The sequence below is a fragment of the Herpetosiphon sp. NSE202 genome, from assembly GCF_042688385.1.
Taxonomy (GTDB): Bacteria; Chloroflexota; Chloroflexia; order Chloroflexales; family Herpetosiphonaceae; genus Herpetosiphon.
Genome location: NZ_JBHUPY010000011.1, coordinates 63,436 through 86,970 on the forward strand (window position 1 = coordinate 63,436; position 23,535 = coordinate 86,970).

At 50.3% G+C, this 23,535-nt stretch carries 20 protein-coding genes; 12 read left to right on the forward strand and 8 right to left on the reverse strand.

Going from position 1 to position 23,535, the window contains the following annotated elements:
* Window positions 1-18: 18 nt before the first annotated feature.
* The 4 genes from ACFMKP_RS13610 (at window position 19) to ACFMKP_RS13625 (ending at window position 5,951) form a co-directional block, all read left to right on the forward strand.
* A complete protein-coding gene (locus ACFMKP_RS13610) occupies window positions 19-885 on the forward strand; it encodes a hypothetical protein (protein WP_054536470.1) in 867 nt (288 codons plus the stop codon).
* Window positions 886-919: 34 nt separating this feature from the next.
* Window positions 920-1,162, forward strand: coding sequence for a hypothetical protein (locus ACFMKP_RS13615; RefSeq protein ID WP_054536469.1), 243 nt, complete (start codon window positions 920-922; stop codon window positions 1,160-1,162).
* A 130-nt stretch (window positions 1,163-1,292) separates the two neighbouring features.
* On the forward strand, window positions 1,293-3,335 hold the full coding sequence (locus tag ACFMKP_RS13620; RefSeq protein ID WP_382292517.1) for an NAD(P)/FAD-dependent oxidoreductase: 2,043 nt from the start codon (window positions 1,293-1,295) through the stop codon (window positions 3,333-3,335).
* A 63-nt stretch (window positions 3,336-3,398) separates the two neighbouring features.
* Window positions 3,399-5,951, forward strand: a complete 2,553-nt coding sequence (locus tag ACFMKP_RS13625) for an ATP-binding protein (protein ID WP_382292518.1) — start codon at window positions 3,399-3,401, stop codon at window positions 5,949-5,951.
* A 270-nt stretch (window positions 5,952-6,221) separates the two neighbouring features.
* On the opposite strand, the gene chrA is transcribed toward ACFMKP_RS13625, so the two are convergent.
* Window positions 6,222-7,388 (reverse strand): chromate efflux transporter, encoded by a 1,167-nt coding sequence (gene chrA / locus ACFMKP_RS13630; RefSeq protein WP_382292519.1) that lies wholly within the window; start codon window positions 7,386-7,388, stop codon window positions 6,222-6,224.
* A gap of 174 nt (window positions 7,389-7,562) precedes the next feature.
* Between chrA and ACFMKP_RS13635 the strand changes: the two genes are divergently transcribed.
* From ACFMKP_RS13635 to ACFMKP_RS13650, 4 genes are read left to right on the forward strand one after another with little or no spacing between them, the layout of a single operon-like run.
* On the forward strand, window positions 7,563-8,765 hold the full coding sequence (locus tag ACFMKP_RS13635; protein ID WP_382292520.1) for a WXG100 family type VII secretion target: 1,203 nt from the start codon (window positions 7,563-7,565) through the stop codon (window positions 8,763-8,765).
* Window positions 8,766-8,776: 11 nt separating this feature from the next.
* On the forward strand, window positions 8,777-9,550 hold the full coding sequence (locus ACFMKP_RS13640; RefSeq protein WP_382292521.1) for a rhodanese-related sulfurtransferase: 774 nt from the start codon (window positions 8,777-8,779) through the stop codon (window positions 9,548-9,550).
* A complete protein-coding gene (locus ACFMKP_RS13645) occupies window positions 9,547-10,203 on the forward strand; it encodes an SDR family oxidoreductase (protein ID WP_382292522.1) in 657 nt (218 codons plus the stop codon). The genes ACFMKP_RS13640 and ACFMKP_RS13645 overlap by 4 nt, the downstream gene beginning before the upstream one ends.
* Window positions 10,204-10,216: 13 nt before the next feature.
* A complete protein-coding gene (locus tag ACFMKP_RS13650) occupies window positions 10,217-10,918 on the forward strand; it encodes a hypothetical protein (RefSeq protein WP_382292523.1) in 702 nt (233 codons plus the stop codon).
* Here the strand turns inward: ACFMKP_RS13650 and ACFMKP_RS13655 are convergent.
* The 4 genes from ACFMKP_RS13655 to ACFMKP_RS13670 form a co-directional block, all read right to left on the reverse strand.
* Complete coding sequence (locus ACFMKP_RS13655; RefSeq protein ID WP_382292524.1) at window positions 10,890-11,618, reverse strand: PIG-L deacetylase family protein; 729 nt, start codon at window positions 11,616-11,618, stop codon at window positions 10,890-10,892. The two genes, ACFMKP_RS13650 and ACFMKP_RS13655, sit on opposite strands and share 29 nt — an antisense overlap.
* Before the next feature lie 278 nt (window positions 11,619-11,896).
* A complete protein-coding gene (gene rsmI / locus ACFMKP_RS13660; RefSeq protein WP_382292525.1) occupies window positions 11,897-12,790 on the reverse strand; it encodes a 16S rRNA (cytidine(1402)-2'-O)-methyltransferase in 894 nt (297 codons plus the stop codon).
* A gap of 14 nt (window positions 12,791-12,804) precedes the next feature.
* Complete coding sequence (locus ACFMKP_RS13665; protein WP_382292526.1) at window positions 12,805-13,224, reverse strand: hypothetical protein; 420 nt, start codon at window positions 13,222-13,224, stop codon at window positions 12,805-12,807.
* 199 nt (window positions 13,225-13,423) lie between these two features.
* A complete protein-coding gene (locus ACFMKP_RS13670) occupies window positions 13,424-14,506 on the reverse strand; it encodes a YihY/virulence factor BrkB family protein (RefSeq protein WP_382292527.1) in 1,083 nt (360 codons plus the stop codon).
* A 476-nt stretch (window positions 14,507-14,982) separates the two neighbouring features.
* On the opposite strand from ACFMKP_RS13670, the gene dnaX reads away from it, so the two are divergent.
* The 4 genes from dnaX to ACFMKP_RS13690 all read left to right on the forward strand — a co-directional run bounded on the left by dnaX (window position 14,983) and on the right by ACFMKP_RS13690 (window position 18,247).
* Window positions 14,983-16,731, forward strand: coding sequence for a DNA polymerase III subunit gamma/tau (gene dnaX / locus ACFMKP_RS13675; RefSeq protein ID WP_382292528.1), 1,749 nt, complete (start codon window positions 14,983-14,985; stop codon window positions 16,729-16,731).
* 74 nt (window positions 16,732-16,805) lie between these two features.
* On the forward strand, window positions 16,806-17,114 hold the full coding sequence (locus tag ACFMKP_RS13680) for a YbaB/EbfC family nucleoid-associated protein (protein ID WP_382292658.1): 309 nt from the start codon (window positions 16,806-16,808) through the stop codon (window positions 17,112-17,114).
* A gap of 71 nt (window positions 17,115-17,185) precedes the next feature.
* Window positions 17,186-17,800, forward strand: coding sequence for a recombination mediator RecR (recR, locus tag ACFMKP_RS13685; protein WP_054536455.1), 615 nt, complete (start codon window positions 17,186-17,188; stop codon window positions 17,798-17,800).
* Between the two features lie 84 nt (window positions 17,801-17,884).
* Window positions 17,885-18,247: a roadblock/LC7 domain-containing protein gene (locus tag ACFMKP_RS13690; RefSeq protein WP_054536454.1), complete on the forward strand. Its 363-nt coding sequence runs from the start codon at window positions 17,885-17,887 to the stop codon at window positions 18,245-18,247.
* Between the two features lie 55 nt (window positions 18,248-18,302).
* Here the strand turns inward: ACFMKP_RS13690 and ACFMKP_RS13695 are convergent, their stop codons facing one another.
* The 3 genes from ACFMKP_RS13695 to ACFMKP_RS13705 form a co-directional block, all read right to left on the reverse strand.
* The gene (locus ACFMKP_RS13695; protein WP_382292529.1) at window positions 18,303-19,580 is read right to left on the reverse strand and encodes a glycosyltransferase family 87 protein; all 1,278 of its coding nucleotides are present in this window, start codon (window positions 19,578-19,580) and stop codon (window positions 18,303-18,305) included.
* Between the two features lie 35 nt (window positions 19,581-19,615).
* Window positions 19,616-22,534, reverse strand: a complete 2,919-nt coding sequence (locus tag ACFMKP_RS13700; protein ID WP_382292530.1) for a VWA domain-containing protein — start codon at window positions 22,532-22,534, stop codon at window positions 19,616-19,618.
* 73 nt (window positions 22,535-22,607) lie between these two features.
* Window positions 22,608-23,534: a hypothetical protein gene (locus tag ACFMKP_RS13705; protein ID WP_382292531.1), complete on the reverse strand. Its 927-nt coding sequence runs from the start codon at window positions 23,532-23,534 to the stop codon at window positions 22,608-22,610.
* Between the last annotated feature and the right edge of the window lies 1 nt (window position 23,535).

Genomic DNA, 23,535 nt, shown 5'->3' on the forward strand with positions numbered 1-23,535 from the left:
CAGAAGGAGACTGTACATATGAGCAGTCGGTATTTAGAAATGGTTCGCGGTCAGCGCCGCAACCGAGGAGGCGGTTTTCAGTTTACGGCGAAAACCCTCTTGGTTGTGCTTGCCGTATGCGCCATGGTCGGATCGGCTGTGTATTGGTGGGGCATTCAGAGCGTTCTTACCCCCAATAAGCTGATTGCTGGCTCCTTTACATTGATTTTGGTTTTAGCACCGCCCAGCCTGGTGAGTTTCTTGATTCCATGGTCACCAGCAGGTATGTTGTTGCAAAAAATCAATGCCCGAACGCTCGGCTATGTCGTAGTGGTCGTGTGTGCCTTGATTCTGGTGTACTACTCGTTTACCTTGCAATATCAATGGTGGGAAACCCAAGCAGTCGTCCAAGATAGCAATATTACCTTGTTGCAAGTCTTAGTCGGGTTGATCGGCTTTATCTTTATTCCTGCATTGTTGTGGACTCCAGTGAGCAGCGAAGAACTGGTCGAACAGATTCGCCAAGCCCACTTGGTACGCCGCTACGAATTGCAAACCCAAGCCGATATTGCTATTTTACGCAATACTTTGCTCCGCGCTCAAGAGAAGGCGTTGATCGGTTTTGCGAATTTGACTGTCCAGGAAAAAGAAGAACTAGCTTCGGTTATGCGTGGCTTGGTGCGCGGCATCGACACCACCATGAAAGAGCTAGCCCAAAGTGTGAAGGCCGTGAGCGGAACCGTAACACCCTTCGCAGCGTTAGAAGATAACGAGGACATCAAAGGGTACTTGGATTACGTTGCCGATAGTTTGATGGATACGTCCATGAACCCTGGCACCAAGCCAACCAATACCACTTCGATGGATCGCTCGCCCATGGATCGACCTGGCGGTTACTCACGCTAGGTTTTAACTTAACTCATACTCTTGGAGGTGGCCGATGCGTGGTCGCTTACGCTCGACTGATGAACGATTAATTGATGATGACTTGACTGAATTGGCCGACGAATTGTCGATGCGGCTGTATGCAACGATGGGTCATCGCGTCTATTTGCTCAGTCGCCCAGATATTATTCAGCTCACCAAATCATATATCGACGATCTCCACACCGAAGATCAAGATGCTATCTGTTGGCTGATTTGGGATCTCTTTCAAGAAGGCATGCAGCTGGAATTTGGTTAGACCAAGTTTCAAGCTCAAGCATCAACGCCGCTTTTAGCATAAAGGCGGCGTTTGTGTTTCTAGCGCTAAAGCATTCTGCACCCCACCTGCGTAGAAGCTCACAGAATGTTTTATTGCGATTGTGGGAATTATGCACGTTTACGCTCGTTACGATCTGGAATGGGCCGCCGCCCCAGCAATAATTTATGCCCGCTTGGCCGAGTTGCCAGGCTGGTTGTTGGGGGTAGAGGTTGCTGGCAGCTGGCAGTGGGCCGATCAGGCTTGGCAGATTAGCAGCAAGCATCAGCAGCAACGCTTGCATTGGCACGCCCAAAGCAGCACCCAACCAAGCCTCAAAGCCGATTTGGTGCTCGAATTGCTGGATAGTGTTTCCAGCACCCACATTCGGGCGACCTTGCACGTCGAATGGCCCAAAACAGCATTTGAATTATGGCACTATTGGCACCGCCGCCGCTGGCTGTACAACGAATTAGCTGCGGTTTTACAACGCTGGCGTGAAGCATGGCCAGCTCAAGCACATACAAGCAACCAGCTTGCAGAGAGCCATCCGCGCACATGGCAAGCATTCGAAGCTATGAACGTCCTCGATCAACTGCAACGGATTCAAGCGCTCGATCAGCGCTGGCAACAATTTGAGCAAGGCCAGCTGCCAAAGCTCCCCTACAGCCAAACCGATCAATTGCCCAAAGCCGATACTGTGTTTGATTTGGTTTATGCTGGCGGCGGCTTGGGTTTGCTGCACGCCACGTTGATGGCCCGCAAAGGGCTGCGGGTTTTAGTCTTTGATCGCCATGAAGTTGGCTGTGCGCATCGCGAATGGAATATTTCGCAGGCCGAGCTTGAACGCTTGGTGGCAACTGGCTTTATCTCGTGGGAAACCCTCGAACGCGAGATTATTATGGCGCGCTATACCGATGGCGTTGTGCGCTTTCATGCTGCTGGCTCAGCGGTTGCCCCCGCCGAATTGCACTTACCCAAGGTTTTGGATATTGCGCTTGATGCTGGGGCCTTGCTGCGTTATGCGCGCCAACAATTTTTGGCTGCTGGCGGTACCGTTTGGGATGAAACGAGTTTTGAGCATGTTTATCACGATCCACAGCGCCAGCAAACCATCGTTGCGGTGAGCAAGGTAGATCAGGCGCATGTGATTGCGACACGTTTGCTAATCGATGCTATGGGTGCAACCTCGCCATTGACCCTTGCAACCCAGCCCTTTGCTGGCATCTGCCCAACCGTGGGCACGGTGCTGAGCGGCGCAGACCACGACCAAAGCTTGGGCGATATTTTGATTAGCGTTGCCGATACCCAAGCCGATCGTCAATTGATTTGGGAAGGCTTTCCAGGCCGCGATCAGGAACTGACCGTTTATGTATTTTATTATGATCGGGTTGGCGCAAAGGCCCAATATCAGCACTCGCTGCTTGATTTATTTGAAGATTATTTTGAATTATTGCCAAGCTACAAGCAACTCCAACCCAATGCCAAGCATCTGCGGCCAGTTTTTGGCTATATTCCGGCTCGTCACGCTTTGAGCAAACCCAAGCCTTTGGCGGGAGTATTGGCGTTGGGCGATGCTTCAGCGCAACAATCGCCATTAACGTTCTGCGGTTTTGGTTCGTTTGTGCGCAACCTTGAGCGCACCACCGATTTGCTTGAACAAGCCTTGGAACAGCAACTAACCACGCCACAGCAACTAAGTTTGATCAGTGCCTACCAAAGCAATGTCAGCATGAATTGGGTATTCAGCCGCTTTATGACTCCGTGGGGTCGCCCGCAGGATGTCAACGAACTGCAAAATGTCTTTGCCCATGTGCTCAACAACTTGGGTTACGAGCTGGCGCGACGCTTTTTTCAAGATCAAATGACATGGCAAGACTATAATCGAGTAGTATTAGGCACGCTGGCCTATTACCCACGAATTATGCAGGTTGCTTGGCAAGTGCTTGGTTGGCATGATTGGCTGCGCTGGATTGGCGATTGGTTGCGGTTTAGTCGCGCTGCATTAATTGCGAAAATTGGCCAACACGTGCCAGCTTGGCTGATTGCGCGTTTGCCTAAACCATGGCTTTTTCAGTACAATGCAGCCTATGCCGAATGGCAAGCAATGGGTTGGCTCAATTCCAGCCCGAATCATCAAAGTCAAGCGCTTGGTGCAAACACCAAAATTAAGTAGCTTGGTTCAGCTTTTTGGATTGGCTCACGTTGTTGTTTTGGCAGCAACTATTGAGAAGTGTGTATGCGACGTTCGCCACTTGCTCGGATTCGCAATGCTCTGCTGATTGGATTAACGCTTTCGTTATTGCTGATCGCAGGCGGTTTGGCTTGGTTTTGGTGGTCATTTGATCAAGCGCAGCGCCAAGGCAGGGCGCTCAGTGCCAACGAACAATTGATTATTTATAGCGTAATTGGGGCCGCCGCCGTGATTGGGGCGCTGATAACGCTGATTATGACAATGCGCAGCGTGCGCCAAACTCGCAAGCCATTTGAACAATTGCCAAGCGAGTTCGACCCCGATCAAGCAATTGAAGCGGGCAATTCGGGCGACCCGCTGATTGACAACACCTTGCAAAAAGTTGAGGCCTTGCGCCAAAATCTCTTGGCGCGTCAAACTAGCTTAACCAGCCAAACCAGCCAATTGCACACAACCCAAGGCCGCCACGAAGCGGTGTTTAAATTGGCGCGCTTGCTCAATAGCACGCTCGAAATTGAAACCTTGCTCAACGATTTTGTGCGATCATTAGTCAAGAAATTTGATCTTTCGTTTGTTGGCGTTGGCTTGATTGAAAATAGCAGCATTGTGGTGCGTCACGGCGTTACTCGCAAAGCTGATCAGATTGAATCGACCTCGACGTTGTGGCTGGCGCTCAGCGCGGGGATTGCCGCCGAAGCTGCTGCTGAAAGCCAAATTATCATCAAACGTCAGCCACCATTTGACACCGAATTGCCCTCGCCAAGCACCGTCGCAACCCAAGTCGCCCATCCGTTGATGAATAGTGGGCATATCATTGGCGTGTTGTTGAGCCAAAGCAGCCAAAAACTCGATGAAGAAACGCTTAACCATTTGCGTGATATTGCCGAATTATTGGCCTCGTCGCTGAGCAACGCCCACCTGTTTGCCAATGCTCGCGAACGGGCGACCAACCTAACCGCAATCAACGATTTGGCCCGCGCAATCAGCACCTCGCTTGATCTCAAGCGGATTTTGGATACAGCACTCCAGCAAATTCGTCAGCTTATTCCCTATGATCAAGCAACCGTCACGACCTATGATGTTGGCAGCAACATGTTCCAAGTGCTAGCCGCCAACGATGCCGATTATGGCATGTTGAGCGCTGGTCAAGAAACCGAGGGCAACGGGCCGTTGCGCACCGCCTACGAAGCGGGTCATCCGGTGTATATTGCCGAGGTCGAGCATCACACGGGCCAGCCGTTGCAATTGCCATTTGCCGATGAAGCGCAATCGCTGTTGATTCAGCCCTTGACCACCGCCGACGTGCGTTTGGGCACGCTGAATTTGACCAGCCGCCGCCCGAATGCCTTTGATGAACAACAAGTCAGTTTGTTGGGCGGTTTATCGCACTTCCTGACCACCGCCTTAGTCAATGGTCGGCTCTACAATCAACGAGCGCAAGCCTTACAACAACTTGAGCAAACCCAAGATCACCTGCTGTTTGTCGAGAAATTACGCGCGCTTGGCGAATTGGCCAGCGGCGTTACTCACGATTTCAACAACTTGTTGGCAGGCATTTTGGGCAATGTGCAGGTCTTGATGGGCGAATTGCAAAATCCTGAGCAACGCGAAACCCTGCGTGTAATTGAACGCGCCGCCAAAGATGGAGCCGAAACCGTCAAACGGATTCAGCGTTTTGCTCGCAAGGATGATGGCGAAATTGACGCGCCAGTTGAACTCCACGAATTGGCCGAAGATGCGCTCGATTTGACCAGAGTGCGCTGGCGAAACGCCGCCCAAGAGCAAGGGGTCAACATCGAATTGCAACGCGAAATTCTGAATGTGCCAACGATTCGCGGCCATGCAGCTGAATTGCGCGAAGTGCTGACCAACTTAATTATCAATGCTGTCGATGCCATGCCCAATGGCGGCATGCTGCGGGTTGCGACTGGTCAGCGCGGCTCGGAAGTCTTTGTTTCAGTGGCCGATAGCGGCGTTGGCATGAGCGAAGAAGTCAAAGCGCGGATCTTCGATCCCTTCTTTACGACCAAGGGCGAGCGCGGCAATGGCTTGGGGCTGGCAGTTTCGGCGGCAATCGTTTCGCGCCACAGTGGCCGCATCGAAGTCCAAAGCATCGAAGGCCGCGGTACTAACTTCGCAATTTGGCTGCCGATTCTCGAAGTCGATTTTGCCCAAGTCGAAGCCACCGACCACGACATCCCCAACGTGCGCGGCAGTATTTTGATTGTCGAAGATGAAGAATTGGTGCGGATTGCGCTGAGCCGTATGTTAGCTGCTTGGGGCCACGACGTGGTGAGCGCCGATAGTGGCCGCGATGCGCTGGCCAAATTCCGACCAGGCATGTTCGATTTGGTCATCACCGACCTTGGCATGCCCGATATGATGGGCTGGGACGTGTTGCGCTTGATTCGCGAACGCGAGCATGGCATTCGTACAATGATGCTCTCGGGCTGGGCACGCCAGATCGATCCTGCTGAAGCCAAATTGCGCGGCGCAGATGTGGTTGTGGCCAAGCCATTTGATCAAGCTGTTTTGCGCACAACTGTTGCCCATTTATTGGCAGGCACACTCGATCTTACGCCCCGCGTCATTGCCTAAATAAAGATAAGCTTCCCTCACCCCAACCCCTCTCCCGTGGCGCGGGCGAGGGGCTTTTTCATGCTATGGATACCCCATGAATCGCTGCGGGCGAGGGGCTAGCTTACAAGGGTAAGTGGTTAAGCTTCGCTCACCCAACCCCTCTACCGTCCAACGGGCTTTAACGCCGTGGTTCTCCCGTAATTCCTTGGCGAAAAAAGGTCGGCTCCCCTCGCCCGCGTTCAGTGGGCGAGGGGGCTGGGGGGTGAGGGGATCTTCCAAGATTCAAACTTAAAACAGCAACGCCAGCAATCCCAAAACCCCCGCCCCAAGCACCACCGCCGCCGTAGCCCACTTGGCCTTCCAACGATAGAGCAGCCATAAACTTAGCCCAGCTATCAGCAAGGCCAGCAGTGCTGGAGCCAACTCACGAGGCCAGGCAGCCAGAATAATTTGGCTGGTCGTGACCGTAATCAAGCCAACCACCGCAGCCGTAATTCCATCGAGAAAGGCATGGGTTGCAGCATTGGCAATAATTCGTTCGAGCCAATGATGGCCAAGAATCGTAAATAAAAATGCTGGCAAAAATGTGCCTGTGGTCAAGGCCAACGCGCCAGCAAAGCCACCACCAAGGTAGCCCACAAAGGTCGAGAAAATAATCAATGGCGCTGGCAAAATCCCAGAGAGGGCCAAGCCATCAATAAACTGTTCGTTGGTCATCCAACCGCCAACAACCACCGCATCGTTCTGCAAAAATGGAATCGCCGTATATGCGCCGCCAAAGGTCAGCAAGCCCGTACGCAAGCCATAACCGAATAAACTTAACACGCTAGGCGCGGCTAAAACCGCTAGTGCCAATAATGGCAACCACGAGCTGTGTAAACTGCTTTTGTTCAATTGCGGCTTTTGCAACAACCAATAGGCCACGCCCGCCAGCAGCAAAATCGCGATAAAATGCACGCCCACAAAGGTAGCAATTCCAGCAACAATTGCAATTGCCCAGAGCTGACGATTGAGCAACGCATGCGCGCCAATTTTATGCACAGCCCGAATAATCAAGGCTGCCACGGCGGGTTTGAAGCCAAATAAGATTGCCCCAATCCCAATTGCGCTCATGCCATAGGCCACATAAGCCCACGAAAGCCCAAGCATCAGGATAAAACCAGGCAGCATAAAGCCCAAGCCAGCTAACACAGCGCCAATCCTGCCACGCGCAACCATGCCAAAATAGACACACAACTCATGGGCTTCGGGGCCGGGCAAAGCCTGATACACCGCCAGCACCCGATTAAAATGCTCGCGCTCAATCCAGCCTTCTTCCTCAACCAACTCTTGGCGAATCATGGCAATCTGGGCGACAGGCCCGCCCCACGCCAACAAGCCAAAACGCAAAAAGCGCAGAAATAGCCGCAAATACGATTCATGGGGTGGACGAACAGAGGGTGGCAGCTCAGCCATAAACTGTTCCTTAGCAAAAGGCGAATCGCTGGCATTGTATGTCAAAAAAGCCCTCTTTACACTGCTAAACCAATATGGTATAGTGAAGTCGTGCTAATTGCACTCCTCACTCAATAAACCCAACAACCAACATTTCAATAATCTACCAGCCGATTAGCAACGGAGCATAGGCTCATGGCTATGCAGATTGTCCAAATTGACTATCAGCTGATCGACCAACTCATTCAACGCTGCGCCAACCAACAAAGCCAAATTCAAGCCATCGTGCACCAACTCAGGCAAACGATGCAGGCGCTTGAACATGGCGGCTGGCAGGGCGATGCAGCCAACGCATGTTTCAGCCAGTTTCAGCATGAAATAGAGCCAGCCTATCAGCGCCTAGCCCTTGTTTTCGCTGAGAGCCAATGCGTGCTCAAAGCCATTGCCAAGGCTTTTCACGAGGCCGAAGCACAAGCAGCAGCCCTCTTCAACGCTCAATCTGAACAACCCAACCCGATTCACGATCAACAGCAATCAGCAGCAATGAAGGCCATCGTTAATCAGTTTTTGCCATGGCTCCAAACACCGCAACAAAGCCTGATCATCGAAACCATCCGCTTGATTCCGCCAGAGCAGCGCCAAGCGTTGCTGCAAAATCAAATAGTGTTGCAAGCAATTCGCGGCTTGCCAGGAATGTTGCCGCAAACGATTATTGCTAGTTTGCTAGAAGGCTCGTTAACATGGTCGCAGGCTTCGTTAGTATTAACAACAGATGGTCAATTTAATGATCAAGCCAAAGTCAACTCAGATTATGCTGACTATCAACCAACTGTTAGTCGGCATTTCACACAACTGGTTAATTCACTGATTGTCGATCCTGCAATTATAGATAAGACCCTTAGTGATGTATTGCCAATAGCCCATACTGATTGGAATATGAATTGCTGGGAATTTGTGCTCTATATCGGAGTACTTTCAGGCGATCTTTCGCTAGCTGAGCTTGATGCAATCTATACCAAGGTCTTTAACGAGGCTAACGCCGTAAATGCGGATGCAGTAGCCAAAGATGAAAGAGTTCATACGACTTTGGCCCAAGGTCTCGGCCATTCTCAACGTCAAGCGTGGTGTGAAGGCGAGCCAATTCCTGAAGGCAGTATTGTCTTTTTTGAACAAAACGGCAAACCTTTGGAGCATGTTGCCTATGCAACAGGCCGCGAGATCAATGGCTCGCCAGAAATCATTAGTTTGTGGAATCAGCCAAATGGTATTACAAGCGTACAATTCACCACAATTGCCGAATTAAACGGCTCCGATTACAGCATCACCTATGCGCCAAACCCTTGGCTGAACGACCAACAACCATCGTGGTACAATATCGAGACGATTATTTCTAGCTGAAATGAACACCTATGGACATCTTAGTCATTGCCTTTTATAAATTTGTTGACCTGCCCGATTTTGCCGCCAAACGCGATGCATTGCGCAATTTTTGCAACCAACGCGGCATCAAAGGCACGATTTTGCTCGCTCACGAGGGGATTAATTCAACCGTTGCTGGCCCCGAACCAGCCATACGCGAATTGCTCGATTTTCTGCGTAGCGACCAACGCCTTGCCGATTTGGTGTGGAAGGAATCATGGACCAATCAGATTCCGTTTCAACGCATGAAAGTGCGCTTAAAAAAGGAAATTGTGACCCTGGGCATGCCTGAAATCAACCCCAATGAGGGCGTTGGCACCTATGTTGATGCAGCACAGTGGAATACGCTGATCAACGATCCCGAAGTAATTGTGATTGATACCCGCAACGATTACGAAGTGGAAATCGGCACCTTCCCACATGCGCTCAATCCCAAAACTGATTCATTCCGTGAATTTCCAGCCTTTGTCGAGCAAAATCTTGATCCCCAGCAGCATCCCAAAGTGGCGATGTTTTGCACTGGTGGCATTCGCTGCGAAAAAGCGACGGCCTATATGCTGCGCAAGGGCTTTCAAGAGGTGTATCATCTTGAAGGCGGGATTTTGAAATATCTCGAAACCGTCGAGCCAAGCAGCAATCAATGGCAGGGCGAGTGTTATGTGTTTGATCAACGGGTGGCAGTTGATGATGATCTCAAGCCAGGCCACTACGATTTAGACCAGCCGACGGGCTTGCCACGTAAGCGTGAGGAAAGCAGTTTATGACCATTATCGCCTTAGCCGGAGCGACAGGCTACACAGGCCAACGGATTATTAGCCAAGCTGCCACTAATCCTGCATGGCAGGTTCGAGCGTTGGTGCGCCAAAGCGCCACCAGCAAAAGCCATTTTCCCTTGGGCCAAGATTTTGCAATCTGCGATTTTGGCGATCAAGCCAGCATCGAGGCTGCGCTTGAAGGCTGCGAGGCTGTTTTTCAAACCATTGGCACAACGCAGGCTCAATTTACTGCTGACGTAAATTACGAAACTGTTGATTATGGCACAACGATCGCTTTGATTAAAGCCGCTCAGACTCAGGGCGTAAAGCGTTTTGTGCTGCTTAGCTCGGCGGGTGCAGGCTTGCCACTTGGCTCATATTTGCGCTGGAAGGCCAAAACCGAAAAGGCCGTGCGCGAAAGTGGCCTCGATTGGACAATTTTGCGGCCTGCGGCGATTGTCGGGCCAAGTCGGCGGGCAATTCAATTGGCAAGTTTGCCCTTTGCCTTGCTCAGCAAATTGCCACTTATTGGCCGCTTGGGTGCGGTAATGCGACCTGTTGATGTGAATGATTTGGCTTTGAGCTTTTTCAAGAGCCTCGAAGACCCAACCACAATTGGCAAGACCCTTGAAGGGCGCTCATTCTGGCGATTAATTCGCTAACAAGGAGATTCTGATGCAACATCTGCCAACTGAAGCATTACTGGCAAGGCTGCGAGCAGCGCACCTTGGCTCAGCAGTCGAGCCAGCCTTACAACTGGCAGTGGAACGTAACGCTGGGCGCATGCGTCCGCTCAGCGATCAGCCCTATTTGTATCATTTAGTTGAAGTTGCCTTGCAAATTGTCGAGGTGTTTGGCATTCGCGATGAAATTGCCACGGTGATTGCGCTATGGCACGATTTGCTTGAAGATGATCAAATTAGCCGCGACGAACTGCTCCAATACATCAACACCCGGCCAGCTTTAGTACGGCTTGGCGATCTCTTTCCCTTGTTGGATGGCCTCGATCGGCATAACAAAACGACTGAGCAATATTATTCAACGATTGCAATCTTGCCACCACAAGCGTTTTGGGTTAAAACCAGCGATCTTTTGAGCAACACCAGACCAATGCCCTTGCTCGATTGGCAACGGCTTAAGCCACGCTGGATCGCCAAATACACCGTTGAACTAGCGCGCGAGGTGCTTGATGTTGGCCGTTTCGAGCAAAAACGCGCCTATCCAACTATTCGCAATGCCTTGCTCGATGTACAGCAGCGTTTGCTAAACGGCATGCAAAACGACGAGGACCGTTGGCACGAAATTGCGGCCTACGATCCTCGCTTTATCAGTTCAGCCCAACGTTTGCTTAATCTCGAACAAGGGTCACGAGTTTAAACGATTCGGCCAATTCGCACTCGACCCCAGCCTCGCGCGCCAACTTCGCGGTAGACACTGCCCACTCCCGCATCATCTGCTCTGGCTCCCAATCACCCAACTGGCATTTGTGCTCACGCAAAGCCTTGAGTTTCAATTGGAAGTCATCCTCAGTCAAGCCAATCCACGTATCAATTTGCGCACCGCCCATCAAATAAACCTGACGGACATTATGTGGCTCAAGCCCTTCTTCCAAAAGTTCAGGGAAGATCAAACGGGTTGAAGCTGCGGGCATAATGGCTGCAAAGGTTGCATTGCCAGCTGCCACGTGGTCGGGATGGTTCAAATAATCATCGCTATAGCGGAAGGATGGATCTTGGCAGACCACAATATCGGGCTTGAAGCGCCGAATCACCCGCGTGATCGCCTTGCGCAATTCTTGGGTTGGCTCTAAGGCTGCATCTTCGAAACTCAGAAAGCTCACATCGGCCCCAACATGCGCCGCAGCGGCCCGTTGCTCAGCTTGGCGAATTTCAGCCAAACGCTCGGAAGTCATGTTGGTGTCGCTTGAGCCATGATTGCCATCGGTGCAGAGACAAAAATGGATCTCGTGGCCCTCGCGATACCAGCGCGACAACGCGCCGCTACAGACAAACTCTGCATCGTCTGGGTGGGCAACGACCACCAAAATCCGTTTGGGTGTAAATGTTTGCTCGCTCATGAAAGACCTTTCGTCACACACTACTTAGGACAGTTCGATTAATTCCCAAGCTTAATCATACGCCTTAAATGACCAGTCACGAGTGCGACTTTGGGCTTATTCTGGCAAGCTACAGCTTTTTGCTTCAACTCGAATTCGCCACCCTTCCGTCGCTCTCCTGGAGGGAAACGCAGGGGGTTTTCATCCCCCTGCACCCCTAATGTTTATTCTGGGGACTATCCATAACAGAGTGCATGAATCAAATACGATCCATCAGCAGCTTTCAAAATCGCTATGGTTCACTCTGGCAAGTTGCTCCATTCGTTATAGACTTGATGGCGATCAAGTTCGTATTGTTTGGCGAGCTGTTTGGCGGCTTTGGTTCCCGTCCAGCCTTCAGCACGCAAGCGTTGCAACTCAGCACGAATTAAATCCCAATCGACTTCAGCTGGCGTTTCGGCGTTGGCAACGCTCATGCCAAGCTCGTTGGTTATGGTGCTGGTTGGTTTGCGTTTGGCAGGGCGGGTTGCTCCACCGATCATCAACACAAATTCGCCGCGTGGCTCGGTAGCGTTGAAATGCGCTCCCAAATCGCTGAGCGTACCACGCACAAACTGCTCGTGTAGTTTGGTTAATTCGCGGGCCACCGCTGCCGGACGATCGCCCAACACACTTAGGGCATCGGCCAAACAATCGCAAATGCGGTGTGGCGCTTCATACAACACCAAGGTTGCTGGAATATCGACAACTTCGCTAAACAGGGCAATACGTTCTTTCGAACGGCGCGGCGGAAAGCCCAAATAATAAAAGCGATCGGTAGGCAAGCCAGAAGCGCTAAGCCCAGTAATCACCGCGCTTGGCCCAGGAATTGGCACCACCGCAAAGCCAGCGCCAATCACCGCCCCAACCAACTCGTAGCCTGGGTCGGAAATTGCGGGCGTGCCAGCATCGCTCACCAAAGCCACATCCTCGCCGTTGGCCAAGGCCAGCAAAATCGTATCCAAACGGGCAAGTTTATTGTGCTCGTGGTAGGCAATCAGCCGCGTTTCAATCTGATAGCGTTGCAGCAATTTGCGGGTGTGGCGCGTATCTTCGGCGGCAATCAAGCCAACCTCTTGCAAAATACGCAAACCACGCGGACTAATATCTTCAAGGTTGCCAATTGGGGTGGCAACCACATACAGTACAGCCATAACCTTCCTTGTGCTTAATGGCCTTGCTCAATCTGATCCAAGAGACTATTCCACAATTGCATGCGTTCGATGCTGCCGCCAATGTCGGGGTGATGCAAGCGGGCCATGGCCTTGCGAATTGCGCGGGCTTCATCGGGGCTAAGTTTGGGCAATTGTTTGGTTTCAACCCGAATCTGTTCGCTATCGTAGCGCCCGGTGTACCAACGCAGGCGTTCGCATTCAACAGTTAATTCATTGTTCTCACGAATCATATCGAGCATATTTTTGACAGTTTTATTGTAGGCATTCGATGTTTCGTTAAGCTGTTGCTGAACCTTTTCCAGCCGTCGGCGCAACTCGCGATTGGCCACTTTGGCCTCCTGCAATTCACGCTCCATGCGCTTGTATTCGCGCTCGACTTGATATGCTTCTTCGGACTGCCGCAGGTCTGTCATAGCATACACTCCTCTTTGATGGCTTGAACGGCTATCGTAGGGCAGCCAGTTTGATTTGTCTACTGATCGAATTGCCGATTGACTCAGGCTTGTCGCGCATGGTATCATGAAATCAGATAAGTCCCCCAAGAATTTCCACCTAAACCTAAAATAACGAAGCGGAGCCTAAGCCCCGCCGTTTTGCGTCGCGTTAGTTTTTTTAGGATACCGGTTTATCTTTGAGCAAGCTTTTGAATGCACCAGCAACAACTGCCAGCAAAAAGCCCAAAACAGCCGCCACATAACGTTGTTTTTCCAATGACTTGAAGCGTTCAGTCACAATAACTTGTGGCGTGCCAGCGCTGGTAGCCGGGCGTGGCGTACGATGATCACGGGGCGAATGGCGATTACTCAAGCCTTGTTCAGCCCGGGCAGCATCGGTAACTGCAACGGCATTATCATCAGGCAACACATGCGAGCCATACATGTTGGCATACACTTGGGTAAATTCAGCCCCAAAAAAGAGAATTTGGCTCGAATAATACACCCACACCAAGATAATAATCAATGAGCCAGCTGCACCAAAGGTCGAGGCCGTGCTGCTACGGCTCAAATATTGGCCAATCGCAAATTTACCAATCGTAAATAGCAAGGCCGTGAGCGCTGCGCCTATCCAAACATCGCGCCAAGCCATTTTGACATCGGGCAAGAATTTGAACAACAGCGCAAACACCACCGTGATAATGCCAAATGAAACAATAATATTGATCATTTGAAACACGATGCCAATCTCTTCGCCAAAGAGCCAATTTTTACCAGCATCAAGAATCGTGCTGATAATGAGCGAAACTAAGAGCAAAAAGCCCACACCCAGCACCATCGTGAACGAGAAAAAGCGTTCTTGCACAAAGCCCCAAATCCCACGGCCTGGCTTTGGCTCAACGCCCCAAATGGTGTTCATGGCATCTTTGAGCTGACCAAACACTCCCGAAGCACCAAAGAGCAAGGTTGCGATACCAATTATGGTACCAATAATGCCAGATTTCTGGTTGCTCGATTGCTCAATAATCTCGTTGATCGCTTTGGCAGCATCGTCACTGATTAGGGTCGATAATTGGCGGGTTACTTCGCCGCGCGCCGCCTCTTGATCAAACACCAAGCCAGCAATGCTAATCGCGATAATCAACAGCGGGGCCAAGGAAAATACCGTGTAATAGGCTAAGGCAGCGCCTAAGCGCGGCACTTTATCATCACCCCATTCTTTGAAGGTTTGCTTAAATAAATTCAGGATGCTCGGCTGCATGTGGGCCTCCTCGCGTGCATAAGTTAAATCCTCAATTCGTGCTAGCTTGGTTAATTGCAACTCGTATACCACGGAGTTAATGATCCACGAAGGACACGAAGCGCACGAAGGACGAAAACCGCGAAGCACGCGAAGCGTCACGAAGATTTATTTTTCGCCACGAATTCCACGAATTGCCCGAACAATGTTCCGATAGCCAATAGCCTATAAACTCATCGTGCTTTTGACTTCCTCCCTCATCCCCAGCCCCTCCCCCACTGAACGCGGGCGAGGGGTGTTCGTTTTGTGGTTCTAATCTCGATCCAAAGCCTTTTGATTTTTACCTTCATAATTCATCCCTCATCCCGCATCCTTTATTCTGCCTTCATCCCGCATCCCGCATCCCGCATCCTTCATAATTCATCCCGCATCCTTCATAATTCATATCGGTGGGCATGCTATAATTGAGACTGATGTTTCAAAAGGGTTGAGTATAGATGTCGTCGCAAGCGTTATATCGAAAATGGCGGTCGCAGACCTTCGATGATCTGGTTGGCCAAGCCCATATTGTGCAGGCGTTGCGCAATGCAATTGCCGCCAATCGGATTGGTCATGCCTATTTATTTACCGGGCCACGTGGAGTCGGCAAAACGAGTGCCGCGCGGATTCTCTCCAAAGCAGTCAATTGCGAGCAAAGCGACCCACGCTTGCGGCCTTGTGGCCAGTGCAGCGCCTGCCGCGCAATTGTCGAAGGTCGCGCCGTCGATGTGATTGAGATGGACGCAGCCTCGCATACCAGCGTTGATGATGCACGCGAAATTATCGAAAAAGTTCAATTTCGCCCAACCCAATTTCGCAAAAAAGTCTATGTGATCGACGAAGTGCATATGCTGAGCACTGCTGCCTTCAATGCGCTACTCAAGACCCTCGAAGAACCACCAGATCATGCGATGTTTATTTTGGCGACGACCGAATTTCACAAAGTGCCAGCGACGATTCTTTCGCGCTGTCAGCGCTTTGTCTTCAATCGGCATACGATTGCCAACACGATTGCCCACCTCGAATGGGTTGCTGGCGAAGAAGGCGTTTTCCTAGAGCCTGGCGTAGCTGAAGCGATCGCCCGGGCGGCAACTGGCTCGATGCGCGATGCAATGAGCATCCTCGATCAACTCATGGGCTATGGCGAGCCGCAAATTCCATTAAGCCGCGTCCAAAGTTTGCTAGGGGCAACTGCCTCACGCGAGGTCGAAACCCTGGTTGCGGCGTTTGCTGGCGAAGATGTGGCCGCAGCGCTCAGCGTGATTAACACAATTGCTGACCAAGGCGCTGATTTACGCCAATTTACCCGCGATGTGGTGAGCTATTTGCGGGGCCTGATGCTGCTCAAATCGGGCGGCTCCGCCGATTTGCTCGATGTTGGCCACGATGTCTTAGCCACGATGCAAAGCCATTCGCAGCAATTAGCCTTGGCCTCGATTTTGGCGTGGCTCAAAATCTTTAGTGGGCTGGATCATCAATTGCGCACCACGCCTTATGGCCAGTTGCCCTTGGAGATGGCGGTTGTCGAAGCCTTGGTTGTGCCAGCGCCAGTTGCGGTTGCCGCAGCCAGCCCAATCCGCGGCGGAGTTGCGCCAGTAGCCCGCCCAACGCCAGCAGCACCACGCCAAGCAGAGCCAGCAGCGCCGCAACGGCCAACGCCAGTCGCGCCAGAACGGCCAACGCCAGTCGCGCCAGCAGCGAAAGTAGAGCAACCAAGCGTTGAGCAACCAGCACAGGTTGTTGAAGCAGCGCCGGTAGCCGTGGCAACGGTCGTAGCGGCTCAACCGCTGCCCGAAGCCGAACAACATATTGTTTTGGCCGAATCAGAGATTTTGCTGGCCGAAGTTGAGGCGGTTTGGTTGCAGGTTATCGAAGATCTGAAGCCCTACAATCCACGCTTGCAAGCGGTGCTCAAAAGCTGCGAACCATTGGGCTTAGAAGATAATACCTTGCTGATTGGTACGCCCTCGCCATTTCACACCAAGCAACTTGATGATCAAACCCAGCGCCGTTTGATCGAAGATTTGCTTGCCAAGGCAGTTGGTCGCCAAATGTTTGTACGAGGGGAAGAAGCCAACCGCGATCAGCAAAATCGTGCCCGCGATGCCCGTCGTCAGCGCGAAGAGATTATGAAGGATCATATTGTCAAAGCAGCGCGCAACATCTTCGATGCCCGCATTGTTGGCGTGCAAGAGGATGGCAGCTAAACTACTTTGACATTTAGATTGAATTTCTTATACTTGCACTGCTTTAGGATAGCAATTTTCTACAAAGGAGTATCATAATGGATCGCAAAATGCTCAACCAATTGCAACAAATGCAAAAGAAATTGATGCAAGCTCAAGAAGATTTGGGCAAAACCCAGGTCGAAGGTAGCGCTGGCGGCGGCGTGATCGAAGTCAAAATGAACGGCCACCGCGAAATTATCAGCATTACCATCGCCCCAGAAGCGGTTGACCCCAACGAAATTGAAATGCTGCAAGATTTGCTGATGTTGGCGATCAACGATGCCTCGAAGAAGGCCGAAGAGCTTTCAAACGCCAAAATGGGGCCACTCACTGGCGGCTTGAACATTCCTGGCTTATTCTAAAACGGCGGCTAACCCCGACTCAGGGTGGTCGTGCGACCACCCTGTTTTAACTTAACTGTGGAGCGTGTACTGTGGCATTTGGGTACGATACAATTACACCAGAACCAGTTTCGAAATTAATTGATGAATTTAATCGCTTGCCTGGAATTGGGCCAAAATCGGCCTCGCGCTTAGTTTTTTATCTGCTGCGCGCCAAACGCGAGCAATCTGAGCGCTTGGCCAACGCAATTATGGCCATGAAAGATACAACGATTTTTTGCAATCGCTGCTTTAATATTACGGTTGACGATCCATGTAGCATTTGCACCAATGCCAATCGCAATGAACGCCAAGTTTGTGTGGTCGAGGAGCCGCTCGATGTAGTGGCGTTGGAGCGCACTGGCGAGTTCAAAGGCCTGTATCATGTGCTGCACGGCGCAATTTCACCTGTCGAAGGCATTAACCCCGAAGATTTGAAGATTCGCGAGTTGCTTGGCCGTTTGCGAGTTGAGCCAATCGAAGAAGTAATTCTTTCGACCAACCCCAACCTTGAGGGCGATGCAACCGCCGCCTATCTGGCACGGGAGATTATTCCCTTGGGCATTCGAGTAACCCGCTTGGCGCGGGGCTTGCCAATGGGCAGCGATTTAGAGTATGCCGATGAAGTAACCTTGGGCCGCGCGCTGCAAGGCCGCCGCGAAATGTAAGCAGCACATTGCAGAGCGGGCGCGGTGTGGTATGATAGCTCAAACATCAGAACTCACTGCACAGTTTGTTGATAAGGAGCCACTATGGGGATGAAAGACATTTTGGCCAGCGCGATTGAAAACGTACCCGGTGTTAAATTGGCCGGAGTCGTGGGGACAGACGGGCTGGGCGTTGAAATGCTCCTCAACGATGTTGATGCAAACTTTAGCAAAGATGTTGCTGAAGTGGAGCTTGGTGGCCTTGCTGCCGCCGCTGCAGGAGCCGCCTCGCGCTTAAAGGCTGGCCAAGTCCGTGATGTCGCGGTTGAGACCGACAATGCCACCTACTTGGCATCGCAAATCATCCCCGGCTACTTCGCTGTGTTGGCAGTCAATGGTGGCGGCAACCTTGGCCGCGCCCGCTTTGCCCTCAAACAATTGGTCGTAAAACTCCAAGATACACTTTAAACAGAATAATCCTATGAGGGTTGTGCAATAGCTACGCCTCGTAGGATTATTTTATTTAAGCATGGCTAGCAACATGGATTGGTTGGACTGGGCTTGCGCTTGGTCGCAATGATTGTTGTTTAACAATAACTTCTAGCATCATTACCCAGAGAATAAATACCAGCGGCAAGGCTTGGATTCTCGGTATACCGAGTTGAAATAGTGATAAACAGACTGCAATACTATTAATTCCAATAAATCGAATATTCATTTTCACTGGATATTCGGCATAATAAATTTCAAACAAGTAAATAATAGTTGGGTAAACGAGAATAATATGATGAATCCATGAAAGAGGTGCGATTAAAAAAATTAATGGCGTAGTTGCAAAAACTATTTTCTCAGTAATATCATCATGATTAATATTCAAGTATTTATAAAAAATAAATACTGTAATAGCAAATACTACTGCACAAACACTATAGGTACTCATCTTCGCTAACCAAGGATAATTCATAATGTAATATGAATCCTCTTGATATGTAAATACTCTTGCAAAAAATCCATTAAATCCCTGATTAATAATTTGTGATATTGCAGGCAAGCCTTTGGGCGATTCTCCATAGCTTCCAGTAGGAACTACCGTAAAAAACCAATCTTGCCATACAAATTTTGGAATAAAGATCATTGATGTACCGATAATTAAGCTTAGTGCTAGCATTGTTTTCATAAAAATTTTATATTTTCTCGTTACTAATAAAATTAATATAATAATAATTGGATACATTTTTATAATTGTCGCCAGAGCCAAAAACGCACAAGCAATAAATTGCATATTATTACGTAAAATAATGAATAATAACAGAGATATAATTACAAATAAATTTATCTGTCCATAATAAATATTCAATAAAATTGGCTGTGAGTTATAGATCAAAATTATCAATAATAATGCTTTATTTGATAATAACTTGATATTAAAATATTTAATCAAAAGTAGAACAAAAAATAATAATGCAATATGATTAATTATTAAATAAACAATAAATGCATTATTATAACTCATTAACGATAATGGATAAAATAGAAGGATGCTTGGTGGAATATAGATGAAGGGAAATATGGTTTTATCAAAATATGATTGAATAACTTCAATATTGTATGGTGAAACACCTTGATTAAAAAAAGCATCGCTGGCCCAATAAAATGATGGAAAGTCTGTCATATCTTTTGCAATCGCAACCATGAACCCATAGATCGCAGTAAATTGAATGAAGCTACCAAGCGCTATGATAATTAATGTGGGCTTGATAAAGCGCAGGATTGTAGCATTGCCTTTGACAGGCGTTAACATGGGTTTTCTCCTCTTCAGATACTATTTAAGCTAGGCTATTGGCGGCGGGCACGATTTTTGGCAGCTCGCAAACGCTCTAATGGATCAGTAATCTCATCGAGATTTGTTTGCTTGGGCGGTGGCCCTTGGGTTGGCGTTGGTGCCGGAGCACTGGGCTTGGCTGGTGGCGGCACTGCGCTCGCAGCCTCAGGTTTAGCTTGAGCGGCTGGTGGCGTATAGTTGGTTCCAGGCTTATAGACTGGCGCTTCCTTGGTGGCAATTGGGCTAGGTTCTGGCGTGGTTTGGCCCATTTTAGTGCGCGCTCTTTGCTTGGCTGCGGCTAAATCGCCCATGGTTTGTGATGGCGCAGCTTGGCGACGACCCATGCCTGCCCAAACCTTGCTCAATTGGCCAAAGCGCAAACGGCGCACAGCAATATCCAGCAATAAAAGCAGCAGCGCAGCCAAAAGTAAATTGAAGTGAATTGGGGTAGCCCTAGTTACTAGTTCTAGCGAATGCTCAAACACTGTGGTTGGATCGGTTAACACTCGGCCTTGGCTGCGTTGGGCAATCGTGTTCAGCAAGTTGGGGTTCGATTGGCCTTGGCGATATTCAGGCGAATAGGGCACGATGACCCCAGCAGTTTCTTGAAACACCGCTTGGCCTTCGCCATTGCGCCCAGCGAGCTGCAAAAAGTAGGTGCCAGCGCCAGGGCTATTGATGCGGCCTTGATAAATACCAGCACTGACTTCGACCAAGCTTATACCAGCTTGCGAACCACCATCATTCACCACATTGCCATCAACAATCAAGCCAGTAATCGGCGTATCGTTGGGATCGCGAGCAACAAGCGTTACTTCCATTTCGGGTCCAACAAAACTGGCATTGACGCTAATCGTTTCATTCGAGATAACCGGCAGCGTCCAGCCAACCATTTGGGCAATGAGGCGTGGAAATTGATCCCAGCGCGTGAGGTTTGTGCCCCACTTGCCTTTCATATCGCTCATCCAAGCAACTGAACGGCCTAAACCATATTGCCATTGAGCCAACAGCGGAGCATCTTCATCGGCCCACAAAACCATATTCGCGTTATCTTTGGCCATTGTGCCATTGTAGCCAAGCAGTTGCGGCCAATTCGCCGTATTCAAATTGGCCATAATCACGCTATCGCTGCCGAGCAAGGGCAAAAAGCTTTTTTCAACGATATACGGTGCCAGCGAAAGTTGGGCATCTTGCAACACAATATCGGGCAGCGCCAGCGCATTTTCAACTAAAAAGTGCCGCCCGCCCCCAGCAACCGCCACATTATTCAAAAAGCTTACATCGCCACCATTGCCAATCGCAATCGTGCTGGTCGTAATGCCCAAACGCCGATGCTCATCGGTCAGCCGAACAGCATTTTCTTGTTGCTGCGAATCCGAGCCATCAGCAAGCAAAATAATGTGGCGAATTGGTGCATCGCGGCCTTTCAGCACGCTGCCAGCAGCAACCAACGAATCGTGAACGTTGATCCCACCGCCGCCAGTTACGCCACGGGCAATAATTTCGCCTTGGGCTACTTCGCGCTCCGAGCCAGCCACTGGGCCATATTGATTTTGTACAGCGCTATCAAACGGCAGCACGGTTATTTCATCGAAATCGCGCAGTAATTGCACCACCCGCGCCGCACCTTCTGAGGCAAGAGTTACTTTTTGACGACCGCCAACTTGCTCGCTCATACTGCCAGAAATATCAAACACCACTGCAACGCTCACCGGCGGGTATTTCTCGCGATTGCGCAATTGCATTTCGACAGGCAATAGTTCTTCGATTGGTGTGCTTGCATAGCCACCAATTCCATAACTGTTCTCGCCGCCAATCATCACAAAGCCACGGCCAAGATCGCGCACAAAGGTTTGCAGTGCTTGTTGCGATTCATCGGCAACCAAGCGTTCGGGTACATTGGCCAAAATTACCGCTTCGTAATCGGCTAAATCGGCCAAGATTGTAGGCAAGCCAGTTGGGCCAACAACGGTAACTTGTAAATTGGCAGCTTCGAGGGCAGGCGCAATATTTTCTGCGTCGGCAGGCTCGTTGGCCACCACCAAAATTTTTGGTGGCCCTTGCAAATTCACCAAGGCTGTTGCTTCGTTATTTTGCTTGCGAATATCGTTGGTTGGAATAATTTGAGCGGAAACTTTATGGAAACCTTGGTCATTCAATACCACGGTTGAGGTATATTCTAAAGTGCCTTTGGGCAAGGCCAAATTTTCTTCTGCATATAATTCACGGTCGATCAAAATCCGAATTGTGGCATCCTGCGCTTCGTTACTATCAATCTGCGCGACGATTTGTAGCTCTTGGCCAATGCGGGCTTGGCCGGGCATGCGCAAGGCGGTAATTGCCACTTCGGCTCCGCCAGTTTGCTCAACCGTAACCACATCGACCACAATTTGGCGATCTTGGGCTAATTCCAAGGCTTTGAGCGCTTGGCCGCTGTTCTCGCCACCATCAGAGAGCAGTACCACCCGTTTTTGGGTATCAGCGGGAAACAGGGCAAAACTCAAGGTCATGGCTTGCTCTAAATCGGTGCGGGCCGCAATTGGCACCGATTGAATGCGGCTGAGCGTGCGCACTTCCGAGGGCAAGCGTTCAATCAAGGCATTTTGACCAAATACAATAATCGCTGCTTGATCATCTTTGGGCATGGTTTGCAAGGCATCGGCAATAAATTGGTCTTGTTGGCTGCGTTGGTTGGGAGTTATCGAGTCGGAGGTATCGACCAAAAAGATCGTCGTGAGTTGCTTAACGGGCGAGATGATTTGCGCACCTGCCAAGGAGCCAATCAGCGTGATCAGCAACAAACTGCGCAACAGCAACGAGCCAATTAAGCGGCTGCGTTGAAAGCGCCGCCCATTGAACCACCCCAAAGCCACAATTGGAACTAACAACAATAATAGCCATAAATAATGTGGCGTAACAAACGACATGCCCATAGCAACACCTTTTAATCAAACTTCTCGATCAATCAATGCTGCTATGGTATCACGTTTGGCAAGCATTAGCATATTAAGCGTGCGGCGATACAGCAACAGGTGGCAAGGCTTTGCGGCGCATAATCAACACCCGATAGATGGTCATAAACACGACGCTGGCTCCAGTTGCCCAATACCAGAGCGTCACTAAGGGCATGCTGGTATCGCTGCCGCTGAAAATGCCGTGGGCCAAAACGAGCAAAAATAAGCCAAAACTGGCGTAGTGAATGATCCGCCACGCGTTGCGCCCAATCCAGCGTTTGAGCCAAAAACTTACGGTCACAATCGCCAATCCATACAACCCAACTTGGCCCAAGCCAACCCACAATGGTTTATATTGGCTGCTAGCAAATGGTACGAGCAATTGTTTTAATATGTAATTGCTATAGCCATCGCCAAGCAAAATCACGGTATGAAATAGGCCAAAGCCAATGCCCAATATGCTGGCATGTTGATGCAGATCGAGCATGGTTGGGCCGCCATTCCACAAACGGGCCACTTTGCCAGTCAACGAAAGCCCAAACAGCATCGAAAGCCAGACCAAACTATAGGCCACCAAGCCGCTTGAGCGCGAAAGATACCAAAAAGCTTTGGGTTGCGCGCCAAGCAGCGAGCTACTGAGGCCAGGAATCCAGCGCGGCAGCACCAGCACAGCAGCGACAATGCCGATAATCAAAGCCAGCAGCAAGCTCATCAGGCTGGCGCTCGCATCTTCGATCAATTCATCGGCACTAGGCGCAGCAACTGGCGCAGCCTGCTTAACCATTGCTGGCGCTGCTACAGCTGGAGCTGTAACTGGCTCGCTTTTTTGGGCAGCGTTTTGGGCACGAATCGCCGCTAATCTAGCCGCTTTATCCTGCGGCGCTGGCGAAACTGGCTCGGCTGATTGAGCTTTTTTGGCAGCATTTTGCGCGCGAATCGCCGCTAATCTGGCTGCTTTATCTTGGTCTGAAGTACTCATT

Coding starts and splice junctions, on each gene's coding strand:
- ACFMKP_RS13610 (WP_054536470.1), top strand. CDS start 19: ATGAGCAGTCGGTATTTAGAAATGGTTCGCGGTCAGCGCCGCAACCGA.
- ACFMKP_RS13615 (WP_054536469.1), top strand. CDS start 920: ATGCGTGGTCGCTTACGCTCGACTGATGAACGATTAATTGATGATGAC.
- ACFMKP_RS13620 (WP_382292517.1), top strand. CDS start 1,293: ATGCACGTTTACGCTCGTTACGATCTGGAATGGGCCGCCGCCCCAGCA.
- ACFMKP_RS13625 (WP_382292518.1), top strand. CDS start 3,399: ATGCGACGTTCGCCACTTGCTCGGATTCGCAATGCTCTGCTGATTGGA.
- chrA (WP_382292519.1), bottom strand. CDS start 7,388: ATGGCTGAGCTGCCACCCTCTGTTCGTCCACCCCATGAATCGTATTTG.
- ACFMKP_RS13635 (WP_382292520.1), top strand. CDS start 7,563: ATGGCTATGCAGATTGTCCAAATTGACTATCAGCTGATCGACCAACTC.
- ACFMKP_RS13640 (WP_382292521.1), top strand. CDS start 8,777: ATGGACATCTTAGTCATTGCCTTTTATAAATTTGTTGACCTGCCCGAT.
- ACFMKP_RS13645 (WP_382292522.1), top strand. CDS start 9,547: ATGACCATTATCGCCTTAGCCGGAGCGACAGGCTACACAGGCCAACGG.
- ACFMKP_RS13650 (WP_382292523.1), top strand. CDS start 10,217: ATGCAACATCTGCCAACTGAAGCATTACTGGCAAGGCTGCGAGCAGCG.
- ACFMKP_RS13655 (WP_382292524.1), bottom strand. CDS start 11,618: ATGAGCGAGCAAACATTTACACCCAAACGGATTTTGGTGGTCGTTGCC.
- rsmI (WP_382292525.1), bottom strand. CDS start 12,790: ATGGCTGTACTGTATGTGGTTGCCACCCCAATTGGCAACCTTGAAGAT.
- ACFMKP_RS13665 (WP_382292526.1), bottom strand. CDS start 13,224: ATGACAGACCTGCGGCAGTCCGAAGAAGCATATCAAGTCGAGCGCGAA.
- ACFMKP_RS13670 (WP_382292527.1), bottom strand. CDS start 14,506: ATGCAGCCGAGCATCCTGAATTTATTTAAGCAAACCTTCAAAGAATGG.
- dnaX (WP_382292528.1), top strand. CDS start 14,983: ATGTCGTCGCAAGCGTTATATCGAAAATGGCGGTCGCAGACCTTCGAT.
- ACFMKP_RS13690 (WP_054536454.1), top strand. CDS start 17,885: ATGGGGATGAAAGACATTTTGGCCAGCGCGATTGAAAACGTACCCGGT.
- ACFMKP_RS13695 (WP_382292529.1), bottom strand. CDS start 19,580: ATGTTAACGCCTGTCAAAGGCAATGCTACAATCCTGCGCTTTATCAAG.
- ACFMKP_RS13700 (WP_382292530.1), bottom strand. CDS start 22,534: ATGGGCATGTCGTTTGTTACGCCACATTATTTATGGCTATTATTGTTG.
- ACFMKP_RS13705 (WP_382292531.1), bottom strand. CDS start 23,534: ATGAGTACTTCAGACCAAGATAAAGCAGCCAGATTAGCGGCGATTCGC.